General features: G+C 59.7%; 22 protein-coding genes and 1 tRNA gene. 13 read left to right on the forward strand and 10 right to left on the reverse strand.

Annotated features, from left to right (window positions below):
• Nucleotides 1-67: 67 nt before the first annotated feature.
• The 6 genes from phaeop14_RS07610 (at nucleotide 68) to phaeop14_RS07635 (ending at nucleotide 6,886) form a co-directional block, all read left to right on the forward strand.
• Nucleotides 68-1,663, forward strand: coding sequence for an ABC transporter substrate-binding protein (locus phaeop14_RS07610; protein ID WP_040178546.1), 1,596 nt, complete (start codon nucleotides 68-70; stop codon nucleotides 1,661-1,663).
• Between the two features lies 1 nt (nucleotide 1,664).
• Nucleotides 1,665-2,723, forward strand: a complete 1,059-nt coding sequence (locus tag phaeop14_RS07615; protein WP_096789187.1) for an ABC transporter permease — start codon at nucleotides 1,665-1,667, stop codon at nucleotides 2,721-2,723.
• Nucleotides 2,720-3,655: a nickel transporter permease gene (gene nikC / locus phaeop14_RS07620; protein ID WP_040169197.1), complete on the forward strand. Its 936-nt coding sequence runs from the start codon at nucleotides 2,720-2,722 to the stop codon at nucleotides 3,653-3,655. Before phaeop14_RS07615 ends, nikC begins: the two co-directional genes overlap by 4 nt.
• Nucleotides 3,652-4,506 carry an ABC transporter ATP-binding protein gene (locus tag phaeop14_RS07625; protein WP_040169198.1) on the forward strand — a complete coding sequence of 285 codons (855 nt, stop codon included), beginning with the start codon at nucleotides 3,652-3,654 and terminating at the stop codon, nucleotides 4,504-4,506. The genes nikC and phaeop14_RS07625 overlap by 4 nt, the downstream gene beginning before the upstream one ends.
• Nucleotides 4,506-5,261 carry an ABC transporter ATP-binding protein gene (locus phaeop14_RS07630; RefSeq protein ID WP_096790255.1) on the forward strand — a complete coding sequence of 252 codons (756 nt, stop codon included), beginning with the start codon at nucleotides 4,506-4,508 and terminating at the stop codon, nucleotides 5,259-5,261. The genes phaeop14_RS07625 and phaeop14_RS07630 overlap by 1 nt, the downstream gene beginning before the upstream one ends.
• Nucleotides 5,262-5,407: 146 nt before the next feature.
• Nucleotides 5,408-6,886, forward strand: coding sequence for an HD-GYP domain-containing protein (locus tag phaeop14_RS07635; RefSeq protein ID WP_096790256.1), 1,479 nt, complete (start codon nucleotides 5,408-5,410; stop codon nucleotides 6,884-6,886).
• A gap of 171 nt (nucleotides 6,887-7,057) precedes the next feature.
• Here the strand turns inward: phaeop14_RS07635 and phaeop14_RS07640 are convergent.
• A tRNA-Leu gene (locus phaeop14_RS07640) sits at nucleotides 7,058-7,143 on the reverse strand.
• A 176-nt stretch (nucleotides 7,144-7,319) separates the two neighbouring features.
• On the opposite strand from phaeop14_RS07640, the gene phaeop14_RS07645 reads away from it, so the two are divergent.
• Together phaeop14_RS07645 and phaeop14_RS07650 are read left to right on the forward strand one after the other, a co-directional pair.
• Nucleotides 7,320-7,898 carry a YqaA family protein gene (locus tag phaeop14_RS07645; RefSeq protein WP_040169199.1) on the forward strand — a complete coding sequence of 193 codons (579 nt, stop codon included), beginning with the start codon at nucleotides 7,320-7,322 and terminating at the stop codon, nucleotides 7,896-7,898.
• Nucleotides 7,899-7,900: 2 nt separating this feature from the next.
• Nucleotides 7,901-8,371 carry a disulfide bond formation protein B gene (locus tag phaeop14_RS07650; RefSeq protein WP_096789188.1) on the forward strand — a complete coding sequence of 157 codons (471 nt, stop codon included), beginning with the start codon at nucleotides 7,901-7,903 and terminating at the stop codon, nucleotides 8,369-8,371.
• Between the two features lie 34 nt (nucleotides 8,372-8,405).
• Here phaeop14_RS07650 and phaeop14_RS07655 read toward each other — a convergent pair whose 3' ends face one another.
• A complete protein-coding gene (locus phaeop14_RS07655; RefSeq protein WP_040169608.1) occupies nucleotides 8,406-8,831 on the reverse strand; it encodes an Lrp/AsnC family transcriptional regulator in 426 nt (141 codons plus the stop codon).
• 112 nt (nucleotides 8,832-8,943) lie between these two features.
• Between phaeop14_RS07655 and rocF the strand changes: the two genes are divergently transcribed.
• From rocF to phaeop14_RS07670, 3 genes are read left to right on the forward strand one after another with little or no spacing between them, the layout of a single operon-like run.
• Nucleotides 8,944-9,870, forward strand: coding sequence for an arginase (gene rocF / locus phaeop14_RS07660; protein WP_096789189.1), 927 nt, complete (start codon nucleotides 8,944-8,946; stop codon nucleotides 9,868-9,870).
• Nucleotides 9,867-10,796 (forward strand): citrulline utilization hydrolase CtlX, encoded by a 930-nt coding sequence (gene ctlX / locus phaeop14_RS07665; protein ID WP_096789190.1) that lies wholly within the window; start codon nucleotides 9,867-9,869, stop codon nucleotides 10,794-10,796. Before rocF ends, ctlX begins: the two co-directional genes overlap by 4 nt.
• On the forward strand, nucleotides 10,793-11,839 hold the full coding sequence (locus tag phaeop14_RS07670) for an ornithine cyclodeaminase (RefSeq protein ID WP_096789191.1): 1,047 nt from the start codon (nucleotides 10,793-10,795) through the stop codon (nucleotides 11,837-11,839). The genes ctlX and phaeop14_RS07670 overlap by 4 nt, the downstream gene beginning before the upstream one ends.
• A gap of 78 nt (nucleotides 11,840-11,917) precedes the next feature.
• On the opposite strand, the gene phaeop14_RS07675 is transcribed toward phaeop14_RS07670, so the two are convergent.
• On the reverse strand, nucleotides 11,918-12,484 hold the full coding sequence (locus phaeop14_RS07675; RefSeq protein WP_040169205.1) for an HNH endonuclease: 567 nt from the start codon (nucleotides 12,482-12,484) through the stop codon (nucleotides 11,918-11,920).
• A 601-nt stretch (nucleotides 12,485-13,085) separates the two neighbouring features.
• Here phaeop14_RS07675 and phaeop14_RS07680 point away from each other — a divergent pair.
• Nucleotides 13,086-13,784 carry a pseudouridine synthase gene (locus phaeop14_RS07680; RefSeq protein WP_040178562.1) on the forward strand — a complete coding sequence of 233 codons (699 nt, stop codon included), beginning with the start codon at nucleotides 13,086-13,088 and terminating at the stop codon, nucleotides 13,782-13,784.
• Nucleotides 13,785-13,824: 40 nt separating this feature from the next.
• Here the strand turns inward: phaeop14_RS07680 and phaeop14_RS07685 are convergent, their stop codons facing one another.
• Entirely contained in the window at nucleotides 13,825-14,490 is a 666-nt protein-coding gene (locus phaeop14_RS07685; protein WP_040169209.1) for an alpha/beta hydrolase, read from the reverse strand.
• The gene (locus tag phaeop14_RS07690; protein WP_096789192.1) at nucleotides 14,487-15,155 is read right to left on the reverse strand and encodes a DNA-3-methyladenine glycosylase family protein; all 669 of its coding nucleotides are present in this window, start codon (nucleotides 15,153-15,155) and stop codon (nucleotides 14,487-14,489) included. The genes phaeop14_RS07685 and phaeop14_RS07690 overlap by 4 nt, the downstream gene beginning before the upstream one ends.
• Before the next feature lie 92 nt (nucleotides 15,156-15,247).
• Here phaeop14_RS07690 and phaeop14_RS07695 point away from each other — a divergent pair, with 92 nt between their 5' ends.
• Nucleotides 15,248-16,474 carry an MFS transporter gene (locus phaeop14_RS07695; protein ID WP_096789193.1) on the forward strand — a complete coding sequence of 409 codons (1,227 nt, stop codon included), beginning with the start codon at nucleotides 15,248-15,250 and terminating at the stop codon, nucleotides 16,472-16,474.
• Between the two features lie 90 nt (nucleotides 16,475-16,564).
• On the opposite strand, the gene phaeop14_RS07700 is transcribed toward phaeop14_RS07695, so the two are convergent.
• From phaeop14_RS07700 to phaeop14_RS07720, 5 genes are all read right to left on the reverse strand, one after another.
• The gene (locus phaeop14_RS07700; RefSeq protein ID WP_096789194.1) at nucleotides 16,565-17,344 is read right to left on the reverse strand and encodes a squalene/phytoene synthase family protein; all 780 of its coding nucleotides are present in this window, start codon (nucleotides 17,342-17,344) and stop codon (nucleotides 16,565-16,567) included.
• A complete protein-coding gene (gene cimA / locus phaeop14_RS07705; protein WP_096789195.1) occupies nucleotides 17,344-18,975 on the reverse strand; it encodes a citramalate synthase in 1,632 nt (543 codons plus the stop codon). Before cimA ends, phaeop14_RS07700 begins: the two co-directional genes overlap by 1 nt.
• A 66-nt stretch (nucleotides 18,976-19,041) precedes the next feature.
• Nucleotides 19,042-20,439 (reverse strand): cysteine--tRNA ligase, encoded by a 1,398-nt coding sequence (cysS, locus tag phaeop14_RS07710; protein WP_040178571.1) that lies wholly within the window; start codon nucleotides 20,437-20,439, stop codon nucleotides 19,042-19,044.
• A gap of 305 nt (nucleotides 20,440-20,744) precedes the next feature.
• Complete coding sequence (locus phaeop14_RS07715) at nucleotides 20,745-21,329, reverse strand: outer membrane protein (RefSeq protein ID WP_040169219.1); 585 nt, start codon at nucleotides 21,327-21,329, stop codon at nucleotides 20,745-20,747.
• Nucleotides 21,330-21,742: 413 nt separating this feature from the next.
• The gene (locus phaeop14_RS07720; RefSeq protein WP_242406972.1) at nucleotides 21,743-22,288 is read right to left on the reverse strand and encodes an outer membrane protein; all 546 of its coding nucleotides are present in this window, start codon (nucleotides 22,286-22,288) and stop codon (nucleotides 21,743-21,745) included.
• Nucleotides 22,289-22,641: the final 353 nt, after the last annotated feature.

The raw sequence follows: 22,641 nt of genomic DNA on the forward strand, positions 1-22,641 counted from the left end.
CCACACAACAACAAGACGCTGACAACAGCGCGATATTCAAAGATTAAAACACGATAGGGAGTTACAGATGAAAACCATTCAAACCCTTCTTGGCACCGCCGCGCTGGGGTTGGCAATTGGCCTCACCCCGATGGCCACGATGGCCGAAACACCGGATAATATGCTGGTCATTGCCAACCGCATTGACGACATCACCACGCTGGACCCGGCACAGAGCTTTGAATTTGCAGGCGCAGACGTGATCCGCAACATCTACGGCAAACTGGTGAATTTCGACCCTGCGGATCTGGACGCCGGCTACCAACCGGATCTGGCCGAAAGCTGGACTGTTTCTGAGGATGGCCGCACCATCACCTTCACCATGCGCGAAGGTGTCAAATTTCAGTCCGGCAACCCGGTCCGCGCCGAGGATGCGGCGTTTTCGCTGAAACGCGCGGTTCTGCTGAACAAAACGCCATCCTTCATCATCACCCAATTTGGGTTCACGCCCGAGAACGTCGATGAAACGATCAAGGTTGATGGCAACACGCTATCGATCACAACGGACAAGCGTTATGCGACATCCTTTGTCCTTAACTGCCTCACCGCCACGATTGGCGCGATTGTCGACAAAGAACTGGTCATGGCCAATGAAGTCGATGGCGATATGGGCAACACTTGGCTGACCACCAATTCCGCTGGGTCCGGCCCCTACAGCCTTGCCAGCTGGAAGCCGAAGGAAAGCGTCACCCTGAGCGCCAACCCGGCCTATTACGGCGGCGAACCAGAAATGAAGCGCGTCATTGTGCGACACGTACAAGAGAGCGCGACCCAGCGCCTGATGCTGGAGCGTGGCGATATTGATGTGGCCCGCGATCTCACCCCGTCTGATGTTGATGGTCTTGCAGGTGTTGACGGCGTTGAGGTGCTGCGCGAAATGCGCGGTCGCCTGATGTATGTCTCCTTCAACCAGAAGCACCCGGAACTGTCCAAACCGCAAGTCCGTCAGGCGTTGAAGTACCTGATCGACTATGACGGCATGGAAAACAGCTTCCTCAAGAACTGGTATGTCGGCCATCAGAACTTCCTGCCGAAAACCTATCTTGGTGCGGTGGACGAGAATCCCTTCTCGCTCGATGTGGAAAAGGCCAAGGCGTTGCTGGCTGAGGCAGGCGTCGAAAATCTGGAGCTGACTGTCGGCGTGCGTGAGGCGCAGGAGCGTCTGGAAATTGCCCAGTCGCTGCAGAACACATTCGCCCAGGCCGGGATCACGCTGAACCTTGAGGTTGGCACCGGCAAGCAGGTGCTGGGTAAGTACCGAGCGCGTGAGCTGGATATCTATCTCGGCGCTTGGGGGCCGGACTATCCTGATCCCCACACCAATGCGGGCACCTTTGCCTATAACCCCGACAACTCGGACGCCGCGAATGCCACCGGTCTTCTGGCCTGGCGCAACGGCTGGGACACAGGTGGTCTGACCGAGAAGGTGTCGGCGGCTGTTGTCGAAGGCGACACAGAGAAGCGCGCGGAGATGTATCATGAGATCCAGGCGCAATTCCGTGACACCGCCCCCTTTGCCGTAATGTTCCAGCTGATCGAGCAGGCGGGCATGGCCGATAACGTCGAAGGGCTGAGCCTTGGCGGCGCCATCACCTCGGTCGCCTACTGGGATGTGACCAAGTAAGATGGCGAATTTCGCAACAGAAACGGAGCGGCGGCCTTGGCTGCCCCTCCCCCCTTGGGCGCGCGGCACGCTGGTGACGCTGTCGTCCATCGCGGTCACGATGCTGGGCCTCTTGTTTGTGACCTTCCTGATCGGTCGGGTGATGCCCATCGATCCGGTGCTGGCCATCGTCGGCGAGCGCGCCACCGAGGAGCAGTATAATGCCGTCTACCGTGAGCTGGGTCTTGATCGCTCGCTTGCGGTGCAGTTTTTCTACTATGTCACCGATGTCCTGCGGGGCGATTTCGGAACCTCGCTGCTGACGGCGCGGGATGTCTCGACCGATATTGCGCGCGTGTTTCCGGCGACGTTTGAACTGGCCACTATCGGCATCCTCTTTGGCTGCATACTTGGCGTGCCACTGGGGGTCATCGCTGCGGTGCGTCGCGGCAGCTGGATTGACCAGATTGCCCGCGTCATCGCGCTGGTTGGCTATTCCATGCCCATCTTCTGGCTGGGCCTGATGGGGTTGTTGCTGTTTTACGGAATTCTGGGTTGGGTTGGCGGACCAGGCCGGCAGGGGATCTTCTACGAGGACATGATCCCCTCTGTCACAGGGATGATCCTGATCGACTCGCTGATTGCCGGGGATTGGGGGGCCTTTCGCGATGCGTTTTCACATATCGTGCTGCCCGCCTCTCTGCTTGGATACTACAGTCTTGCCTATATCAGCCGCATGACACGGTCGTTCATGCTGGAACAACTCTCCGCAGAATATGTCACCACGGCCCGCGTGAAAGGCATGAGCGAGTGGGCGGTGATCTGGACCCATGCGTTCCGCAACATCCGCGTCCAGTTGATCACTGTGATCGCGCTGAGCTATGCCAACCTGCTTGAGGGATCGGTCCTGACCGAGATTATCTTTTCCTGGCCGGGAATTGGCAGCTATATCACCACCGCTCTGCTGTCGGCGGATATGAATGCGGTGCTGGGCGGCACAGTTGTTGTTGGTCTGGTGTTCATCTGCCTCAACATCTTCTCCGACCTTCTCTACAAAGTTTTTGATCCGAGGTCGAAATGAGCATGTCGTCGCAAACCCCGGCCCCAAAGCAGGGCCTGCGGGCCTGGCTGTTGACCGATACCCCCACATCGCGGCGTCAGGCGCGGCTGGCCGCCCTTTATCAGGGTTGGCTGTCGCTGCGTCAGAACCATATGGCGATGGTGGGGCTTGCCATCTTGATCCTGCTGATCTCCATTGCACTGCTGGCACCGCTGTTGGCCCCCCATGACCCGTTTGTGCAGAACCTTGCCAACCGCCTGCAGCCCCTAGGCAGCGAAGGGCATATTCTGGGCACCGACTCCCTTGGCCGCGACATCCTCAGCCGCCTGATCTATGGCGCCCGCATCACGCTTTATATCGTTGCCCTGGTGGCGCTGATTGCGCCCGTTGCCGGGCTGCTGGTGGGCACGGTTTCTGGCTATGTGGGGGGCTGGGCCGATATCATCCTGATGCGCATCACCGATATCTTCCTCGCCTTTCCAAGGCTGGTTCTGGCGCTGGCCTTTGTTGCCGCCCTTGGCGCCGGGATAGAAAACGCGGTGCTGGCGATCTCGCTCACCGCATGGCCACCTTATGCGCGGATGGCGCGGGCAGAGACACTGACCATCCGGTCCTCTGACTATATCAGCGCGATCCGACTGCAAGGCGCAGGTCCGCTGCGGATCATTATCAAACATATCTGGCCGCTCTGTGTGTCCTCGCTGATCGTGCGGGTGACACTGGATATGGCCGGGATCATTCTGGCCGCCGCTGGGCTAGGCTTCCTTGGCCTTGGCGCGCAACCCCCCAGCCCGGAATGGGGCGCGATGATCTCAGAGGGGCGCCGGTTTATTCTGGATCACTGGTGGGTTGCCACCATGCCGGGTCTCGCAATCTTTGCTGTTTCGCTGGCTTTCAACCTGCTGGGTGATGGTTTGCGCGATGTTCTGGACCCGAAGGATAGCGCGTCATGAGTATGCTTCTGGATGTCGAAAACCTCTGGGTGCGGTTCCCCACGCGCAATGGCATCTTTGATGCGGTGCGCGGTGTGTCCTTCTCGCTCGGACGGGAACGGCTTGGGATTGTTGGCGAAAGCGGCTCGGGTAAATCCATGACTGGCCGCGCCATCCTGCAACTGATCCGCAAACCGGGGATGGTTGAGGCCGATCACATCACCCTCCACGGAGAGAACCTTCTGGCCAAATCTGAACGCGAGATGCGCAAAGTGCGCGGCGAGCAGATCTCCATGGTGATGCAGGATCCGAAATTCTCGCTCAACCCGGTGATGACAATCGGTGATCAGCTGATCGAGGCACATCGCCTGCACGCCAAGGCCAGCAAGGCCGAGTCCCGCCAGAAAGCGCTTGAGATGCTGGAGGCGGTCTCGATCCGGGATCCCGAACGGGTGATGGGCGCCTATCCGCACGAGATGTCGGGCGGCATGGGCCAGCGCATCATGATTGCCATGATGCTGATCCCGAACCCAGAGATCCTGATTGCGGATGAACCCACTTCTGCGCTGGATGTCTCGGTGCAGGGTCAGGTGTTGTCGATCATGGACCGGTTAGTGAAGGAACGCGGCATGGGGCTGATCTTCATCAGCCATGATCTCAATCTTGTGTCCCAGTTCTGCGACCGGGTGCTGATCATGTACGCGGGCCGCATCGTCGAGGTCTGTGACGCCAATCGCCTGCATGAGGCGCAACACCCCTATACCAAGGGGCTATTGGGCAGCCTGCCCCGGTTTGACGCGCCGCGCCCCCGGCTGGAGGTGCTGCAACGCGATCCCGCCTGGCGTGACGCCCCCAGTGTGGAGGGACGATGATGACAACCGCGTTGGACATCAACAATCTCAACGTCTATTTCGGCGAACGCCACGCGCTGGTTCATGCCGTCAAAGCAGCCTCTCTCAGCGTTGAAACCGGCGCCAGTTTTGGGCTTGTCGGGGAGAGTGGATCAGGAAAATCCACTATCTTAAAAGCCATCACCGGATTGGCGCCGCAATGGAACGGCGAGATTTCCGTCGAGGGCGCACGGCTTGGCCCCACCCGCGACCGGGAGTTCTACAAAACCGTGCAGATGGTGTTTCAGGATCCCTATGCCTCGCTCCATCCGCGCCAGTCGGTGGATCAGGTGCTGTCAGAAACGCTGCACCTGCACGGGTTTCGCGATATCGACGATCGGGTCGATCAACTGTTGAAAGACGTCGGACTTGGCCCCGCCTTCCGCTTTCGTTATCCGCATCAGCTGTCGGGCGGCCAACGCCAGCGCGTCGCCATTGCCCGCGCCTTGGCGCCACAGCCGGATATCTTGCTGCTGGATGAGCCGACCTCGGCGCTGGATGTGTCAGTTCAGGCGGAAATCCTGAACCTTCTCAGCGATTTGCGTTCCGAGCATGGGCTGACCTTTGTGATGGTTTCTCATGATCTCGCGGTGGTGGCGCATATGTGCGATCAGGCAGCCGTGATGCAGCATGGCGAGATCGTCGAGGTTCTCAGCATCGACGCGATGCGCAGCGGTGAAACACAGCATCCCTATACCCAGACGCTGCTTGAGGCCTCGGCAAACCGTGTCACCTGACTCGGTGCCGGTGCCGGTGCCGGTGTCGGCGCCTGGGCCGATACCGAGGCCGAGGCCGATGTCCGCTGGACGGCCGGGCGCCGCAGTAACCTGAGATTAAGGCCGTGATAGTAGGCTGAGTGCGCGTTTGAAGAAGGATGCGCGCCATGGTGGCCACTCCGACCCCCTATTCGCTGCCCGGACCGGATCCGGGCCCCGGTTTTGCGGCCGCCTCCACGGGCGTGCTGCACGATGTGACCTACCCTCGGGTGGGCGGCCAGACCATTCAGCTGGGCGAACTCCTGGGCGCGCTCAGCCATGCGCTCGATCTCACCGAAGGCCAGCCAAGAGGGCATTGTGTCCGCTGCTGTTGGATTGGTATGCAAGTAGCCGATTATCTGCACCTATCGCGGCAGGATCGATCGGACCTGTACTTTACGCTGTTGCTCAAAGATTTGGGATGCAGCTCAAACGCTGCGCGAATTAGCACGCTCTACCGCACAGATGATCTCTCCTTCAAACGCAACTTCAAATTTGTCGACGATACGACCCGGAAAAAACTTGATTTCTTGCTGCAGCACACAGGTCAGGGTGATAGCGGGTTCAAGCGGCTGAAAACCGTAACTGGCGTGATCGCCCGCAGCGACAGTATTGCCACCGAGCTGATCCAGACCCGTTGTGATCGCGGGGCAAAGATTGCACGGCTGATGCGTTTTTCTGAACGGATTGCCGGTGGGATTGCCGCACTGGATGAACATTGGAATGGCGGTGGCCATCCGGCGGGGATCAGCAGGAAGGATATTCCGCTGTTTTCCCGTATTGCGCTTATGGCGCAGGTGACAGATGTCTTCGCACTTCAGTATGGCTCTGGCGCCGCAGCGGACGAGTTGGAAAGTCGCGCAGGCAGCTGGTTTGATCCTGAGCTTGTGCCCGTCTTTACCCGAGTGATTCGCACCCCTGGTTTCTATGATACCTTGACCAGCGACAGACTAGAGACCAGCGTTTTCTCTGATCCTGCGGCACGAGCAACCTTGGGCGTCGATGACACCTATATGGACGATATTTCCTATGCTTTCTCCAAGGTGATCGACGCCAAGAGTCCCTTTACGTATGGTCACTCTGAAAGGGTGGCGCATTACACTGATATGATCTGTGAGACGCTCGGATTTGAGCTCCCTCATCGGCGATGGATGGTTCGCGCAGGGCTTCTGCATGATCTGGGCAAGCTCGGTGTCTCCAACGCGATCCTGGACAAACCTGGCCGTCTCAGCGATCAGGAAATGAAACAGATGAAACTGCATCCTGAATTTGGGTATGAGGTATTAAGGCGCATTTCTGTCTTCCAAGACATTGCTGACGTGGTGGTAGCGCACCATGAACGGTTGGATGGAAAGGGCTATCCCTACGGTCTTGGGGCTGCGGATCTGACAGTCGAAATGCGTATCCTAACCGTTGCCGATATTTTCGACGCGATGACTGCGGATCGCCCCTATCAGTCGGCCTTGCCGCTGGAGAAGGCATTCGCCACTATGGACGAGATGCAGGGTACGGCCATCGACCCTGAGATCCACCGCGCCCTGAAAGAGGCCATAGCCGCCAGCCCATGGCCCGCCCGCGAAGCGCGGCCCTTCTCGCCCAACTACTGACGGCCGCGCGATTGTGCAAAAAGGTGTTCCCCCCGGGCGAACGATGACATCTTGCCCGAAATTCAATGACGTTGGCTGGCAAGCAGGCAATGTCGCCGCTTCGGTTCTTCGCACGCGGATGTCCAAAAATATGGGGCCGTGCGATACCATCGCACAGCCCCTTGAAACCCTTGGTACCCAAGGCCGGACTCGAACCGGCACGCCCGCAAAGGCGGGGGATTTTGAATCCCCTGCGTCTACCATTCCGCCACTTGGGCCTCTGGCTTGTTCCTACCCAAGGCGGTCGCGGAGGTCCATAGGCAAATCGCCTTCACAGGGGTGAAAAATGCACCCGTGGTCTGAGCGGGGTTTGGGGCCCGAGGGGCCATGGCGGTTGACCCGCCCGCTCCCACGTGGCACCGCTCTCATCGGATTGCCAAGGAGAACCCCGAGGATGTTGCGCGCGCTGTATGACCGAACCATGGCTCTGGCCGATCATCCTAAGGCCCTGTGGTGGCTGGCTGGCGTCGCCTTCGTCGAAAGCTCGGTTTTTCCGATCCCGCCCGATGTTCTGATGATCCCGATGATCCTCGCACGCCCATCGCGGGCTTGGCTGATTGCGTTGGTCGCGCTGGTCGCTTCAGTCGCCGGTGGCCTGCTAGGCTACGCCATTGGCGCGTTTTTCTACGACAGTATCGGCCAGCCGGTGCTCGCAGCCATGGGCAAAGCCGACGCGATGGCGGACTTCAACACACGGTTCAACGACTTTGGGTTCTGGGCGGTGCTGATCGCAGGCATCACCCCCTTCCCCTATAAGGTCATCACGATAATGTCAGGCTGGACCGGCATGCCGCTTGCAACCTTTGTTGCGACCTCCATTCTGGCCCGTGCGCTGCGGTTTTTCGTGGTTGCGGGGCTTTTGTGGCAATTCGGCGCGCCCATCCGCAACTTCATCGAGCGGCGTCTGGGGCTTGTCTTTACGGTGTTTGTCGTGTTGTTGTTTGGCGGATTTTTCGCACTGAAGGTCTTGTAAACATGAGCCGATTTCTCATCCTTATTGCCACCGCCGGTTCAGCTGCGCTGCTGCTTGGGGCCTTTGGGTTTCAGTACCTTGGTGAGATGGCACCGTGTAAGCTGTGCATCTGGCAACGGTATCCGCATGGCGCAGCTGTGGTGATCGGCATGTTAGCGCTGATGGTGCCAATGGTGATGCTGCCCTATCTCGGTGCGCTGGCTGCGCTGACCACGGCGGCGATCGGCGCTTATCACACCGGGGTTGAGCGTGGCTGGTGGGAAGGCCCGAATTCCTGCACCTCCGGCCCGATTGGCAACCTCAGCTCCGAAGATCTGATGCAGCAGATCATGTCTGCACCGCTGGTGCGCTGTGACGACGTCCCGTGGGAGTTGTTCAGCCTCTCAATGGCCAGCTGGAATGCGATTGCATCGCTCTTTCTGGCCGTGCTCTGGGTTGCTGCGGCCAATCACATGCGCAAGAACCGGATCTGACGCCTGCATCGGGCCGGGCCTGTCACCGCTCGGCTCAGCTGTCCTTTTTCGTGGCAAGAAGGAGGTTGGTTTCGCTGCTCACCACCCCTTCGAATGTGCGGATTTTGGCAAGAGCGGCATCCAGCGTCTCCAGCGTTTCGGTGCCCAGTTCCACAATCAGATCCCAGCGCCCGTTCGTGGTGTGGATCGCCCGCACTTCCGGCAGGCCCTGAAGCTGCCGCGTGATGCGGCTGGTGCCCCGTCCCTCAATGCCGATCATCATCAGACCGCGGACCGGATCGCGCAGCACATCCTCCTTCAGAACAACTGAAAACCCAAGGATATCCCCCTTGCTCTGCAAGCGTTCGATCCGGGCCCGCACCGTGGTCCGCGACAGGTTCAGCTGCAACGCCAGATCCGACAGGGAGGCGCGTGCATTATGACGTAGCGCAGCAATCAGGCGCTCATCCGTTTTGTCCAATTTTACCTCCGTCTTGATGATTTGCCCTACTATATGGGCGATTTGATCGCTGGAATCCACCTCAAATCGGAGGTTTCTAAGGGTAAGCACAGTTCGCAGAGGAGATATACGCGTGACATCCAAGACCTGTATTCTGATCGGCGCCCCGGTGGACAGCGGCAAGCGGCGCGCCGGATGCCTGATGGGGCCGGATGCCTATCGCACCGCCGGTCTGGGGCGCGCAATCGAAAGTCTGGGTCACAAGGTGATCGATCAGGGCAATCTGCGGCCTGCGACCCATGAACGCGATACCAACGACGGTCTGGTCTTTGCCCGCAATGAAACCATCGGCTGGACCAATCGCCTGATCCGCGCCGCCGAAGAAGCGATGACAGAGGGGCTGCCGATCTTTCTTGGTGGCGACCATTCACTGTCCCTGGGCTCGGTTGTTGGCGTGGCCAACCACGCCGCCAAAGAAGGCCGCCCGCAATTTGTGCTGTGGCTCGATGCGCATACCGATTTTCACACCCCGGCAACCTCCGACAGCGGCAACCTGCACGGCACACCAGTGGGCTATTTCACCGGGCGTCCGGATTTTGCAGGCTTTCCCGAGGTGGCCAATCCGGTCCCGCAGGAAAATGTCTGCATGATCGGCCTGCGCTCGGTTGATACCCCGGAACGCCTCGCGCTTGAGGCCAGCGATATTCACCGTCACGACATGCGTGATATCGACGAAAATGGCATTGCCGGCCCGCTTTCTGCCTTCCTTCAGCGGGTCAAGGACGCCAATGGAATGCTGCATGTTTCGCTGGATGTTGATTTTCTGGACCCGTCTGTGGCCCCTGCGGTCGGCACCACCGTGCCCGGCGGCGCCACAGTGCGCGAGGGGCATCTGGTGTGCGAAATGCTGCATGATTCCGGGCTGATGACCTCTTTGGATCTGGTAGAGCTGAACCCGTTTCTGGATGAGCGCGGCCGCACGGCCCATCTGATGGTGGATCTCTGCGCCTCGGCCCTTGGGCGTCGTGTCTTTGACCGCCCGACACGGAGCTATCAATGAGCCAGCTTCAGGCCCCCGGTGCGGTGGTGATGATCCGTCCGCACCATTTTTGCTCCAACCCGGAGACGCGCGACGACAATGCGTTTCAAACCCTTGCGGATGACACGGCGGATGTGACCTCTGCGCAGGCGCTGGCCGAATTCGACGGAGCAGTTTCGGCGCTGCGCGGTGCGGGTGTAAACGTCCATGTGTTTGACGACACTGGCACGGAAACCCCGGACAGCGTGTTTCCGAACAACTGGTTCTCGACCCATGCCGGCGGCCATGTCGCGGTCTACCCCATGTATGCGGCGAACCGGCGCAAGGAACGCCGCTGGGATGTGATTGAACTGCTAAAGCGGGATTACCGCGTTCAGGATGTGATCGACTATTCCGGGTTGGAACAGGACGGGCTGGCGCTGGAAGGTACCGGTGCCATGGTGCTCGATCATATCGGGCGCATTGCCTACACCGTGAAATCCAACCGTGCCGATCCGGTGCTGCTGGAACGTTTCTGCACCCATTTCAACTTTGAACCTATGGTGTTTGAAGCACGGGATGCGCAGGGGCGCGATGTCTATCACACCAACGTGCTGATGGGTATTGGCACGGACTATGCGCTGATCTGTCTTGATATGATCACCAATCCAACGCGTCGCGCCGAGGTTGCCGCGCGGCTGGAGGAAACCGGACGCCGGGTGATTGATCTTACGCCCGAGCAGATTGCCGGATTTGCCGGCAACGCGCTGGAGCTGACCGGGCACAGCCGCTTGCTGGCGCTGTCGTCGCGTGCCGTCGATGTGCTGCGCCCCGACCAAATCGCTGTAATTGAGCGCAGCGCGACCCTGCTGCCGCTCTCCATTCCCACTATCGAAACCGCTGGCGGGTCGGTGCGCTGCATGCTGGCAGCCATCCACCTCAGCCCCCGTGAAAGGACCCAGTCATGACCCAACCCTCGGACAAGGCGCTTGTGCCTTTTGTCAGCGTCGACAATATGATGCGCCTCATTCATCATGTCGGGATCGACACGGTGATGAAGGATCTCGCCGCCTATATCGAAGAGGATTTCAAACGCTGGGAGCTGTTTGACAAGACACCGCGCGTGGCCAGCCATTCCGACGTCGGTGTGATCGAACTGATGCCCACCTCCGACGGTGAGGCTTACGGCTTCAAATATGTGAACGGCCATCCGAAGAACACCTCTGAGGGGCTGCAAACTGTCACTGCCTTTGGCCTGCTTGCGGATGTTTATACTGGCTATCCCGTACTGTTGACCGAAATGACCATTCTGACCGCGCTGCGCACGGCCGCGACCTCCGCCATGGTGGCAAAACACCTTGCGCCCAAAGGCGCGACGACCATGGCCATGATCGGTAACGGCGCCCAGTCGGAGTTTCAATCGCTCGCCATGCAGGCGATCTGCGGGCTAAAATCCGTGCGTCTCTATGATGTTGATCCGGCCGCCACCGCGAAATGCGCGGCAAACCTGAAAAACAGCGGGCTTGAGGTTGTGGCTTGCGAGACGCCGGAAGAGGCGATTGAGGGCGCGCAGATCCTGACCACCTGCACCGCAGACAAGCAATATGCCACGATCCTGACCGACAACATGGTCGGCAGCGGCGTGCACATCAACGCCATCGGCGGCGACTGCCCAGGCAAGACGGAGCTTGCACCAGGTATCCTGTCCCGCTCTGACGTATTTGTGGAATTCCCGCCCCAGACCCGGGTCGAAGGGGAAATCCAGCAGATGCCTGAGGACTTTGAAGTCACCGAACTGTGGCAGGTGATCTTGGGTCAGAAACCCGGTCGCCGCGATGACAAGCAGATCACCCTGTTCGACAGCGTCGGTTTCGCGATCGAGGATTTCTCGGCTCTGCGCTACATCCGTGATCGGATCAAGGACACCGATTTCTTCCTCGAACTGGATATGTTGGCCGACCCTGACGATCCGCGCGATCTCTTTGGCATGGTGCAACGCGCCAAAGGCTGATCCCCCCGAAGGTAGATACCAAAAGGCCCCGACAGCGCTGCTGATCGGGGCCTTTTTCATAGCTCTTTCAGGGTGCGATCAGCTGTCCAATTCGCTATCCCAATAGAGGAAATCCATCCAAGTCTGGTGCAGTTCCGGTTTGGGGCGTGGCAGGCGCCGGGCAATCGCGTCCAGTTCATGTGGGCTTGGGGCGAAGGGTTGACGACGGAGCTTCAACCCCACCTGCTGTGGTTTCAGATTGCCCTTACGCAGATTATCAGCACTGCAACAGGCGACGATATTGGTCCAGGAGGATGCACCACCTTTGCTGCGGGGGATCACATGATCAAATGTCAGATCCTTGGCGGCAAACCGCTTGCCGCAATACTGGCAGCAGAACTCATCACGCAGAAACACATTGTACCGGGTGAAGGCCACCTTCTTGCGCTTGCGATAGCGTTTGAGCGCAACAACAGCGGGCACTTCGAAGGTGTCCGAGGCCGAATGCACCGCGACATCGTCATAGGTCTTGACCTGTATGACCCGTTCCTGATGGACGGCAACAAACGCATCCTGCCAATTGCAGACAGACAGCGGCGCCCAGCTGAGCGGCTGCATATCTGCGTTCAGAATCAAAGTTCTGAGATTACCAACGGCGACGGTCATACTGCACCTCCTCGTTTCAATGGCCCGGACCTGCGCCAAGGTCCCGGCCACTGACCACTGTCCTGCCCCCGCGCACGGGCCGACACAGCAGTGGTTTCAGACAAAACAAAAGCGCGTGGAGTGCACGCGCTTTTGTTTAGATCAGTCATATAAATGTCAGCAGTCTGCGGGCGAACCGACAGCGGGCTTCGATGCGGCCAGACAGGTATTCGCAGACCAATCAGCGGGCGCATTCCCTTGCTGCCGCTGATCGCAGGCTGGCCATGGGCAACGGCTGCACGGCGATACCCACTATCTGCTGAAATCTGTTGCTGTTGGATCTGCATGTTCTGCAACGGCTCTACCGCCCTGTCTGCCTGTGTTCCGACACCAGAGCGGGGAACCCGCCCCTGCTTTGAATTAACTATATATCGTGGCCTGCAACTGGCAAGCCCCCATTATCAATGATAATGACAAGGTCTCAGACCAGCTCTCAGATCAACCTCTAGGATGTTTCCGTGACAGCCGCATGACGACCAGTCGCTGAAAGGCGTCGGGACAAACCACGCTGGAGGCGCGCCTGCCCCTTGCCACTCAGCGGAGTGCTGCCTATTGCAGGCATATGACCCGATTGATCCGCTTCAACAAACCCTATGACGTCTTGCCGCAGTTCACAGACCGTGGCAGCGAAAGCAGTCCGCGCGCAACGCTGAGCGACTGGATTGATCTGCCGGGAGTTTACCCTGCGGGACGGCTGGATCGTGACAGCGAGGGGCTGATGCTGCTGACCGATCACGGGCGCTTGCAGGCGTGGATTTCCGATCCGCAGCATAAAATGCCGAAAACCTATTGGGTGCAGGTTGAGGGCACGCCGGACGCTGCGGCTATTCAGGCGCTGGCCGACGGCGTGGAACTAAAGGACGGGCTGACCCGCCCGGCGAAAGCAGCATTGATGGATGAACCCGACGGGATCTGGGCACGCAATCCGCCAATCAGGGTGCGCAAATCCGTCCCTGATAGCTGGATCGCGCTGACCATCCGCGAGGGCCGTAATCGTCAGGTGCGGCGGATGACGGCTGCTGTGGGTCACCCGACATTGCGCCTGATCCGTGCTGCGATTGGGATCTGGACGCTTGATGGCTTGTCCCCCGGCAATTGGGAGGATCTGGAGGTGCCGTCTATTCCCGGACCGCCCAAGCCCAAACCCGCGCCAAATCGACAGGCCATCGCCCGGCGCAAGGCTGCCGCGTCAACGCCCGCTCGCCCGGAACCGAACGCGAGAGCAAAGCCGCGAAAACCAAGAAAGCCGCGCAAGGGCTGATCCTTACGCGGCTTTGCGCTTCATCTACGGCTTTCAGCGCTCAGAGGCTCAGCTTGTCCCGCATGAAGGCCAGCGCCACGCTCAACCCATCGGGAGCAATGCCGTGGCCTGTGCCCTTCATGATATGAGCAAAGACATCCTGGAACCCGGCCTCTCCCAACGCCTCGGCAGCCTCGGGCAGCGATTGTGGCGGCACCACATCGTCAGCGTCGCCATGCACCAGCAGCACCGGCATTTTTGAGACGACCTCATCCTTTAGCGTCTCCGGCGAGAGCAGCCGTCCGGAGAATGCAACGATCCCGGCCACCGCATCCTCGCGGCGGGGGGCCACATGCAGGCTCATCATTGTGCCTTGCGAGAATCCAAACAGCACCACCTGCTCGGGCAGCACGTCCTCATCCACCATCAGCGCATCCAGAAAGGCGTTCAGATCCTCGATGGAGGCCATCATCCCGCGCATGGATTCCTCTTCCGAGGAGCCGTCGATCCAGGGGATCGGAAACCACTGGAAACCAAAAGGCGCACCTGCACAGCTTTCCGGGGCATCCGGTGCCACAAACAAGGTGTCGGGCAGATGTTCGGCCAAGGGGTCAGCCAGCCCCAGCAGATCGGCCCCATTGGCCCCATAGCCATGCAGGAACACCACCACGGATCGGGTCTGCCCCGACAAAGGCGCCTTACGCTCGGCTTTCAAAACTCGTGTCATCGGATCCCTTCCCTGTCCTTTGCCACCCGGTAATAGGCCCAGAGCACGCGCGCCGCAACCGACCGCCATGGCGACCAGGCCTCAGCGATGCGGCGCATCGCGGCGGGTTTCGGCCGCTCCGGCAGATCCAGCAGGATCCGGGCCCCTTCTTGCAGCGCCAGATCGCCATGGGCAAAGACATCGGCCCGCCCGAGCGAGAACATCGCGTAGATTTCCGCCGTCCAGGTGCCAATGCCCGACACTTGCGTCAGGGTCGCAATCACCTCCGCATCCGGGAGCTGGCGCAGGGCGTCAAAATCAATGCCGGCCGCGGCCAACGCATGGGCGTAACGAATTTTCTGACGGCTGAGACCGACACTGCGCAACTCCTCCTCGCTGGCCGCTGCTACCTGCGGTGCTGTATCCAGCCCGGCCTCAACCATCCGCCCCCAGATCGCATTGGCCGAAGCCACGCTGACCTGCTGGCTGACAATCGCGCTCAGCAGTTCACCAAATCCCTCGGGTTTGCGGCGCAGGGGCAACGGTCCGCAGAGGTCGATTGCGGCAGCAAACCGTGGATCCTGATCGGCCAGCCACGCGGCGCCTTCGCGTACGCAGGCGTCACTGGTGATGATCCGCCCGACTTTGGCCACCCCCACCGCATCCGGATTTTTCGATCCTGTCATATGTGACCTCTCCTTGCGTCTTTTTCGCGCGCATAGCGCACTGATGCAGCATCAATCTTGCCCTGTCGGATATTCAGGGATACGCATCTGTCATGACTGACAGCCTCCCCCTCCCCGACGACCGCATCGCCAAACGCAATGTTGTCATTCTCGTGCTTGCGCAGGCCTTTCTGGGTGCGCAGATGCCGATGATTTTCACCATTGGTGGTCTCGCAGGTCAATCGCTTGCCAGCAATGCCTGTTTCGCGACGCTGCCGATTTCTCTGATCGTCGCCGGTTCCATGCTGGCAGCAACGCCGATCTCTGCGATCATGCAGCGGTACGGGCGCAAGGCGGGCTTCTTTGTGGGCGCCGCTGGCGGCACACTTGGCGGTGTCATTGGGGCATATGGGCTTTACCTTGGCTCTTTCCCCATCTTCCTGCTGGGCAGCTTCCTCACCGGTATCTATATGAGCGCGCAGGGCTTTTACCGCTTTGCCGCAACGGACACGGCGTCCGATGCGTTTCGGCCCAAGGCGATTTCTTATGTGATGGCGGGCGGGTTGCTCTCGGCCATCATTGGCCCGCAAATCGTCAAGGCGACCAGCCAGGCCTTTGTGATCCCCTTCCTCGGCACTTATATGGCTGTGGTTGCAGTGAACGTCCTGGGCGCAATCCTGTTCTTGTTCCTCAAAATCCCCAAACCCCCTGTCCCCAGCGAAGACGCCCCCAAGGGGCGCAGCCGTCTGGAGCTGCTGCGCACGCCCACCATCGCCGTGGCGGTGATCTGCGCCATGGTGTCCTACGCGCTGATGAACCTGGTGATGACCTCAACCCCGCTGGCGGTTGTTGGCTGTGGCTTTAGTGAAGGCAGCGCCGCCGATGTAGTGACCGCCCACGTGTTGGCAATGTATGTGCCGTCCTTCTTTACCGGTCATCTGATCGCGCGGTTTGGCGTGGAAAAGATTGTCGGCGCTGGCCTTGTGATCCTTGCCGCAGCCGGGGCTGTCGCGCTGCAAGGCGTTGATCTGGAGAATTTCTTTGTCGCGCTGGTCCTGCTGGGCATTGGCTGGAACTTTGGCTTCATCGGGGCGACAACCATGTTGGCGGGCGCACATGAGAGCTATGAGCGCGGCCGGATGCAGGGGTTGAACGACCTCTTGGTGTTTGGCGGCGTGACCTTCGCCTCGCTCGCCTCTGGTGGTCTGATGAACTGTTCCGGCGGCAGTCCGGTCGAAGGCTGGACCGCTGTGAACATGGCCATGGCGCCCTTCCTGGTGCTGGCGGGCGGAGCTTTGCTGTGGCTGATGCTGAAGCCGCGGACTCTGCGCAAGGCCTGAGCGCACACTCTTGCTCGTGATGATAAACCGACAAAAAAGACGCCTGACGGAAAACCGCAGGCGTCTTTTTCATCTGAAGGCCCGAGCCCGTTACCAGCGTCCGGTTGACACCCGGTAGATCAGGCTGGCGCGGCGGCGAAACTCGCTGGTGCCCAATGTACCCTCGGCCACGCGCTGCGGTTCCTCCACGGCCTGCCGCAGGATCGCAGCGGCCTGCCAGCCGGGAAGCAGTGCCGGCAGCGCGGATTTGGTGAGTTTGGCGCGTTGCCCGCGCGCCTCCTCTATCGCCTCCAGCCCGGTTTCTGCCAGTGCACTTATGCCTGACGGCGTGCCGTCCAGCAGGGGAATACGCTTTTCGGCGACCAGTTTCGGGATCGCGCGCAGCCAATTGGCAACCCCAACCCCATAGGCGAACCGGCGCACCAGCGCCTCGTCCGATGCGCCCAGTGTTGCGGCCGCCATCCACATGAGCGACCCCGTCGTCTTGTCGATGTGATCGGCCAGCGCCGCCTCATCTTCAAACGGATCACGGTAGATATCCCAGCGGCGCGCCTCTGCCATGGCATCAATATGCCTCGCCAGCTTCGGCGTCAGGACCTTGGCCAGCGGTGTTGCCACAAAATGCCGACGCACCGGGCCGCCTGCGGCGATTTCCTCCCCGACATCACGCCACCACTGCACGCGCATCTCCGCAATCATCGCCTCGGTCGAGGCCCAAGGCGCGCGCGCCAATTCCAGATTAAACGCATAGATCGCAAACAGCGGCGCGCGTGCCTCGACCGGTGCGGCCATCACCGTGGCAAAGCGGTCGGGATCGCCTTTCTGCACCAGATCGGCGCAGGCGGTCAGATCATCATCAAACGGGATCATCAGGCCGCACCACCCGCCGCATCGGTATCGCGCAACAGTTTCCAGCGGATCGCATCCAGCAGCGCCTCAAACGACGCATCGATTATGTTGGCGCTGACGCCCACGGTGGACCAGCGCCGCCCCTTGCCATCTTCGCTGTCGATAATGACGCGGGTCACCGCCTCGGTCCCGCCTTGGGTGATGCGCACCTTGAAATCGACCAGCCGCATATCATCCAGCGCCTTGGAGTACTGGCCCAGATCCTTCGTCAGCGCCTTGGCCAGCGCGTTCACCGGCCCCCGGTCGCTACCGGTCTCGTCCAGCGATTCACTCACCGACAGCAGCTTTTGGCCATCCACCTTGACGACCACAACCGCCTCAGAGAGCGAGACCATCCGGTCATACTTGTTCTTTCGCCGCTCCACCGTGACCTTATAGCGCTTCACCTCAAAGAAGCTTGGAAGCTGCCCCAGCTCCTCACGGGCCAAAATCTCGAACGAGGCCTGCGCGGTGTCATAGGAATAGCCCTCGGCCTCACGGGTCTTGATCCGTTCCAGAATACGCGCCAGCGCCGGATCGCCGTTCTCAACGCGCAGACCGGCCTCCGACAGGCGACGGCGCAGATTGGACTGCCCGGCCTGATTGGACATCGGTATGATACGCGCATTGCCCACCAATGCCGGGTCAATATGTTCATAGGTACTCGGATCCTTGAGGATCGCGCTGGCATGCAGCCCGGCCTTATGGGCAAAGGCGGAGGCCCCAACATAAGCGGCCTGTTTAGTCGGGACCCGGTTCAGAATCTCATCCAGCATCCGGCTGAGCGCGGTCAGCGTGCTCAACCCCTCGCGACTGACACCGATGTCAAACTGGTCCACGTAGGGGGGTTTCAACAGCAACGTCGGGATCAGCGTGGTCAGATTGGCATTGCCGCAGCGCTCCCCCAGACCGTTCAGTGTGCCCTGGATCTGCCGCGCACCTGCATCCACCGCGGCCAGCGAACAGGCCACCGCGTTTTCGGTGTCGTTATGGGTGTGAATGCCCAAATGATCCCCCGGCAGCCCCGCCGCGATCACCTCCGACACGATCCGCCCGACGTCACCGGGCAAGGTGCCACCATTGGTATCACACAGCACCACCCAGCGCGCGCCCGCCTCAAGCGCGGCGCGGCATGCTGCCAGCGCGTAATCCGGGTTGTCCTTATAGCCGTCAAAGAAATGTTCGGCGTCAAACAGCGCCTCGCGCCCCTGCGCCACAAGATGCGCGATGGAGGCGCGGATATTGTCGAGGTTCTCCTCAAGCGTGATCCCCAGCGCATGGGTCACGTGATAATCATGGCTTTTGCCCACCAGACAGACCGCCCCGGTGCCGGCATTCATCACCGCCGCCAGAACATCGTCGTTTTCCGCGGACCGCCCGGCCCGTTTGGTCATGCCAAAGGCGGTCATGGTCGCGCGCGTCTGCGGGGCCGCATCAAAGAACCCGCTGTCAGTCGGATTGGCGCCGGGCCAGCCCCCTTCGATGTAGTCTACCCCCAGCCCGTCCAGCGCCGTGGCAATCTGCACCTTCTCTGTGGTCGAGAACTGCACACCCTGGGTCTGCTGCCCATCGCGCAGCGTGGTGTCGTAGAGGTAAAGACGTTCTTTGGTCATGGCTGGCCTTATGGCTTGGCAAATGAGGGTGGCCCTCCCCTCAGAGGGCCGTGATGTGTCGTGGTGCTAGATCGCGTCCAATTTGCTGGCATCAAACGACGGGCCGGGCACCAGTTCAACGCCAGCTTTTGACATGCGGACTTCGATGCCGGCATCGACCAAGGCGGATTTCAACCGATCAACTTCCGCAAAATCCTTGGTTTCCATAGCCGCCTGGCGCGCCTCAAAAAGTGATTTTTCATAGTGGGTTAAATCAACTTCCTCACCTGCAACCCATGTCGGAATGTCCGCCCCCATAAGGCCCATGAACTTCAAACTAGCCCGCATGCTTGCAGCATCTCCTGCATGAGAAAGCTGATGCAATTCGGCAATCGCTTGAGCGGTATTTAGATCATCGGATAGTGCATTGATCAGCCCAACATATGGTTCTTCATTGTCTAGGGCCGTTGCCGCAAGCTGATACCACTTGCGCAAAGTGGCTTCCGCCTCTTTTGCTTTTTTGTCGGTCCAATCCATCGGCTTGCGGTAATGCGTTTGCAGGAACACAAAGCGAATGACCTCCCCCGGATAGCCCTGATCCAAAAGGTCGCGTACGGTGAAAAAATTGCCCAGAGACTTGGACATCTTCTTGCCTTCGACCTGCAGCATCTCATTGTGCAGCCAGATTTTTGCAAAATCGCCCTCAGGATGGGCACAGCAGCTTTGCGCAATTTCATTCTCGTGATGCGGGAACATCAGGTCATTGCCACCGCCGTGAATATCAAAACTGTCGCCAAACAGCTCATGGCTCATGGCGGAGCATTCGATATGCCACCCCGGACGACCCCGGCCCCAGGGGCTGTCCCAGCCCGGCAACTCATCGGTGGAGGGCTTCCACAGCACGAAATCCATTGGATCGCGTTTGTTATCGGCCACTTCAACCCGCGCCCCGGCAATCATGTCATCCACCGACCGGCCGGATAGCGCGCCGTAGTCCTTGTAGCTCTTGACCGAGAACAGCACATGTCCCGCGCCATCGGCATAGGCATGGCCCTTGGCAATCAAGTCTTCGATCATCGCGATCATCTGCGGAATATAGGCGGTTGCGCGCGGCATGTGATCCGGTTCCAGCGCGCCCAGCTCAGCCATATCCGCCAGATACCAGCTGATGGTTTCTTCGGTCCGTTCCTGTACCAGCTCTTCCAACGTGCCCGGCGCGCCCGCTTCTTTGCGGGCCAGCGCAGTTGCGTTGATCTTGTCATCCACATCGGTGAAATTACGCGCATAGGTGACGTGATCGGTGCCGTAGACGTGGCGCAAGAGGCGATAGAGCACGTCAAACACCACCACAGGACGCGCATTACCAAGATGGGCGCGGTCATAAACCGTAGGTCCGCAGAGATAGAGGCGCACATCGTCGGGATTGAGCGGGTCCAGCACCTCTTTGCCTCGGGTGCGGGTGTTGTGCAGCTTGATCGTCGTCATCACAAATCCTTCGTCTGACCGCAGCGCATGCGCCTCTGGCCACTCTCCCAACGGGTGCCGCAGATACGCGGCGCGCAGCGCGGGCTTAGCAACTTGTTCAAAAGAAGGGAACGACAGAAACCAGCCCGCTGACTATTTCAGCAGGTAATGCAGCAGGTAATAATGTTGCAAATCCGGTTCATGGAGATTTCATAACACGCGCGCATCGCCGCGCCAAGCCTGCAATTCAGACCGAAGCCTCACGCCAACGCAAAACGGCGCGCCCACCGAAATGGACGCGCCGCCTTTAACCCCGGTGGGTCCAATCAGAACTGGTAGGAGGCTCGCAGCGACACGGTGGTCGCATCAGCGCTGATGCCAGAGCTGCCCAGATTGTCGAAGTCATGCTCCAGCACTTCGCCACCGACAGTCCATTGATCTGTCACACGGTAGGCCACGCCGATACCGTAGAATTCACCGGTTTCATCACCAATAGAGGTATCAACCTGCGCCACACCGCCGGTCACATAGGCCAGCACGGGGCCAAAGTCATACCCGGCCTTCACCTTGCCGCGCATCACCGAGTCCACAGTGGCGGCACCGCCGCCAAGATCAACATCGGTGGCGTCGTAGTCAATCTCACCACCCAGTACGAAGCGGCCAAAATCATAGTTGTAGCCAGCGTGCACACCGTAAGAGACATCATCCCCTGACAGGCCATTGCTGGTATCTGCGTCCAGCTGCCCGATTTGGCCACCGATATAGGCACCGGTCCAGTCGCCGCCGTCATTGGCAACCACAACTGGCGGAGCGGCAGGGGCTGGGGCTACGACAGGCTCTTCCAGGTTGCCGGCGAAGGCTGGGGTGCTCAGGGCGGCGGCAATAGCGGCCATGGATACGATACGAGTCATCTCGACTTCTCCTTGTCTGTCTTTCGACATGTGTCTTCTGCGTCGACGCGCTACTCTCGCGTCTGCCCCCTTTAAAGAAGATCGACGGCCGTTTTGTTCCAGACCCCTGCATAATTTTCCGAATTTCTGCGCATTATTTGGCCCAAAATAAGCGCCTGAAGCAGGTTTCTGCCGATTGATTTCGAGCGTTTCATTGCCGATTGGCAAGTACGCGCCAGCATCTCGCGCGACCGGCCAACCGCCGCCTATCTTGATTCCGTATACGCGCCCAGCCGACTGCTCCGGATCGGCCTATTCCGTGGGTCGCTCAACCGAGGTTGAGGCGCTGCGCAGGGATGATCGGACCTGCAAAATAGCCGCAGTAGGCCGATTTCGGCAGTCAATTCTATTGGCGGATGGTGAGAGGGCTGCTGTCAGAACTGAAAAGATGCGCGGATCGACAGGATATCCCGGGATGGGGCCCGAACGGCCGCACCATCGCTTGCGTCCTGATGCAGGTATTCCCCGCTGACCCGAAGAGCACGGTTGAGCGAGTAGCTGAGCCCCAGGCCATAAACCGCACCATTGTCGCTATCTGTGGCGGTTTCATTGCGCGCGGAGCCGATGGTGACATATCCCAGCGTCTCCCCCATGTCGTACCCAGCGCGCAGCTTGATCCGCCGAGTCTGCTCCTCAGTCAGGTCAGAGCGGACACGCCCGCTGCGATCGACCTCAACCTCCCCACCCAGCACTACGCGGCCGAAATCATGATCATAGCCAAGATGAAGCCCCGACGCGCTCACCGAGCCGCGCTCTGATTGTACGGCCTGCACCCGTGCAATTGAGGTGCCAAGGAAAAATCCGCTCCAGTCGCCGGCAAAACCAGGTGCAGCAGACAGAACAGCGGTGACAAACCCGACCATCGCCGCCTGACGAGCGGATACACCTTCGCGCGACCGAAGGCACCGTCGCCACATCATGTGGTGCGCCGATAGTTTGTGATCTGTGTGTTCAATGGAGGCCGGTAACATCGGCACGTCCCTTTTCTGACGGCCCGCGGTTTAGGCGCGCGTGATTGTCCATCTCCGACCAGTATCTCTGCAAATGCTTAACAGCAGGTTCAGCATGTTGACGTTCTTAGTCTGACCGAACAGGCTATATAAATATAGATGAAGTTGGTCACGCAAGACTCTAAAATGTTTCGATTTTTAGGCGTATCATCAAAAGTTGTACGTAACAGTCTACATATACCAACTGTGAAATATTGGTCGCAAATTTCACAAAAGTCGCAAATGAGATAGAATCGGTCGCCCCCTGTGCAACGATGTCCAGA

Source organism: Phaeobacter piscinae, assembly GCF_002407245.1.
In the GTDB taxonomy this organism is placed as follows: Bacteria; Pseudomonadota; Alphaproteobacteria; order Rhodobacterales; family Rhodobacteraceae; genus Phaeobacter; species Phaeobacter piscinae.

Excerpts from the sequence above, each read along its gene's own strand:
- phaeop14_RS07645 (WP_040169199.1), top strand. The coding sequence starts at position 7,320 with ATGTTGCGCGCGCTGTATGACCGAACCATGGCTCTGGCCGATCATCCT.
- phaeop14_RS07720 (WP_242406972.1), bottom strand. The coding sequence starts at position 22,288 with ATGATGTGGCGACGGTGCCTTCGGTCGCGCGAAGGTGTATCCGCTCGT.
- ctlX (WP_096789190.1), top strand. The coding sequence starts at position 9,867 with ATGAGCCAGCTTCAGGCCCCCGGTGCGGTGGTGATGATCCGTCCGCAC.
- phaeop14_RS07695 (WP_096789193.1), top strand. The coding sequence starts at position 15,248 with ATGACTGACAGCCTCCCCCTCCCCGACGACCGCATCGCCAAACGCAAT.
- phaeop14_RS07635 (WP_096790256.1), top strand. The coding sequence starts at position 5,408 with ATGGTGGCCACTCCGACCCCCTATTCGCTGCCCGGACCGGATCCGGGC.
- phaeop14_RS07610 (WP_040178546.1), top strand. The coding sequence starts at position 68 with ATGAAAACCATTCAAACCCTTCTTGGCACCGCCGCGCTGGGGTTGGCA.
- phaeop14_RS07650 (WP_096789188.1), top strand. The coding sequence starts at position 7,901 with ATGAGCCGATTTCTCATCCTTATTGCCACCGCCGGTTCAGCTGCGCTG.
- phaeop14_RS07670 (WP_096789191.1), top strand. The coding sequence starts at position 10,793 with ATGACCCAACCCTCGGACAAGGCGCTTGTGCCTTTTGTCAGCGTCGAC.
- phaeop14_RS07690 (WP_096789192.1), bottom strand. The coding sequence starts at position 15,155 with ATGACAGGATCGAAAAATCCGGATGCGGTGGGGGTGGCCAAAGTCGGG.
- phaeop14_RS07685 (WP_040169209.1), bottom strand. The coding sequence starts at position 14,490 with ATGACACGAGTTTTGAAAGCCGAGCGTAAGGCGCCTTTGTCGGGGCAG.
- cimA (WP_096789195.1), bottom strand. The coding sequence starts at position 18,975 with ATGACCAAAGAACGTCTTTACCTCTACGACACCACGCTGCGCGATGGG.
- phaeop14_RS07675 (WP_040169205.1), bottom strand. The coding sequence starts at position 12,484 with ATGACCGTCGCCGTTGGTAATCTCAGAACTTTGATTCTGAACGCAGAT.
- phaeop14_RS07715 (WP_040169219.1), bottom strand. The coding sequence starts at position 21,329 with ATGACTCGTATCGTATCCATGGCCGCTATTGCCGCCGCCCTGAGCACC.
- phaeop14_RS07625 (WP_040169198.1), top strand. The coding sequence starts at position 3,652 with ATGAGTATGCTTCTGGATGTCGAAAACCTCTGGGTGCGGTTCCCCACG.
- phaeop14_RS07615 (WP_096789187.1), top strand. The coding sequence starts at position 1,665 with ATGGCGAATTTCGCAACAGAAACGGAGCGGCGGCCTTGGCTGCCCCTC.
- phaeop14_RS07630 (WP_096790255.1), top strand. The coding sequence starts at position 4,506 with ATGACAACCGCGTTGGACATCAACAATCTCAACGTCTATTTCGGCGAA.
- nikC (WP_040169197.1), top strand. The coding sequence starts at position 2,720 with ATGAGCATGTCGTCGCAAACCCCGGCCCCAAAGCAGGGCCTGCGGGCC.
- cysS (WP_040178571.1), bottom strand. The coding sequence starts at position 20,439 with ATGACGACGATCAAGCTGCACAACACCCGCACCCGAGGCAAAGAGGTG.
- phaeop14_RS07680 (WP_040178562.1), top strand. The coding sequence starts at position 13,086 with ATGACCCGATTGATCCGCTTCAACAAACCCTATGACGTCTTGCCGCAG.
- phaeop14_RS07700 (WP_096789194.1), bottom strand. The coding sequence starts at position 17,344 with ATGATCCCGTTTGATGATGATCTGACCGCCTGCGCCGATCTGGTGCAG.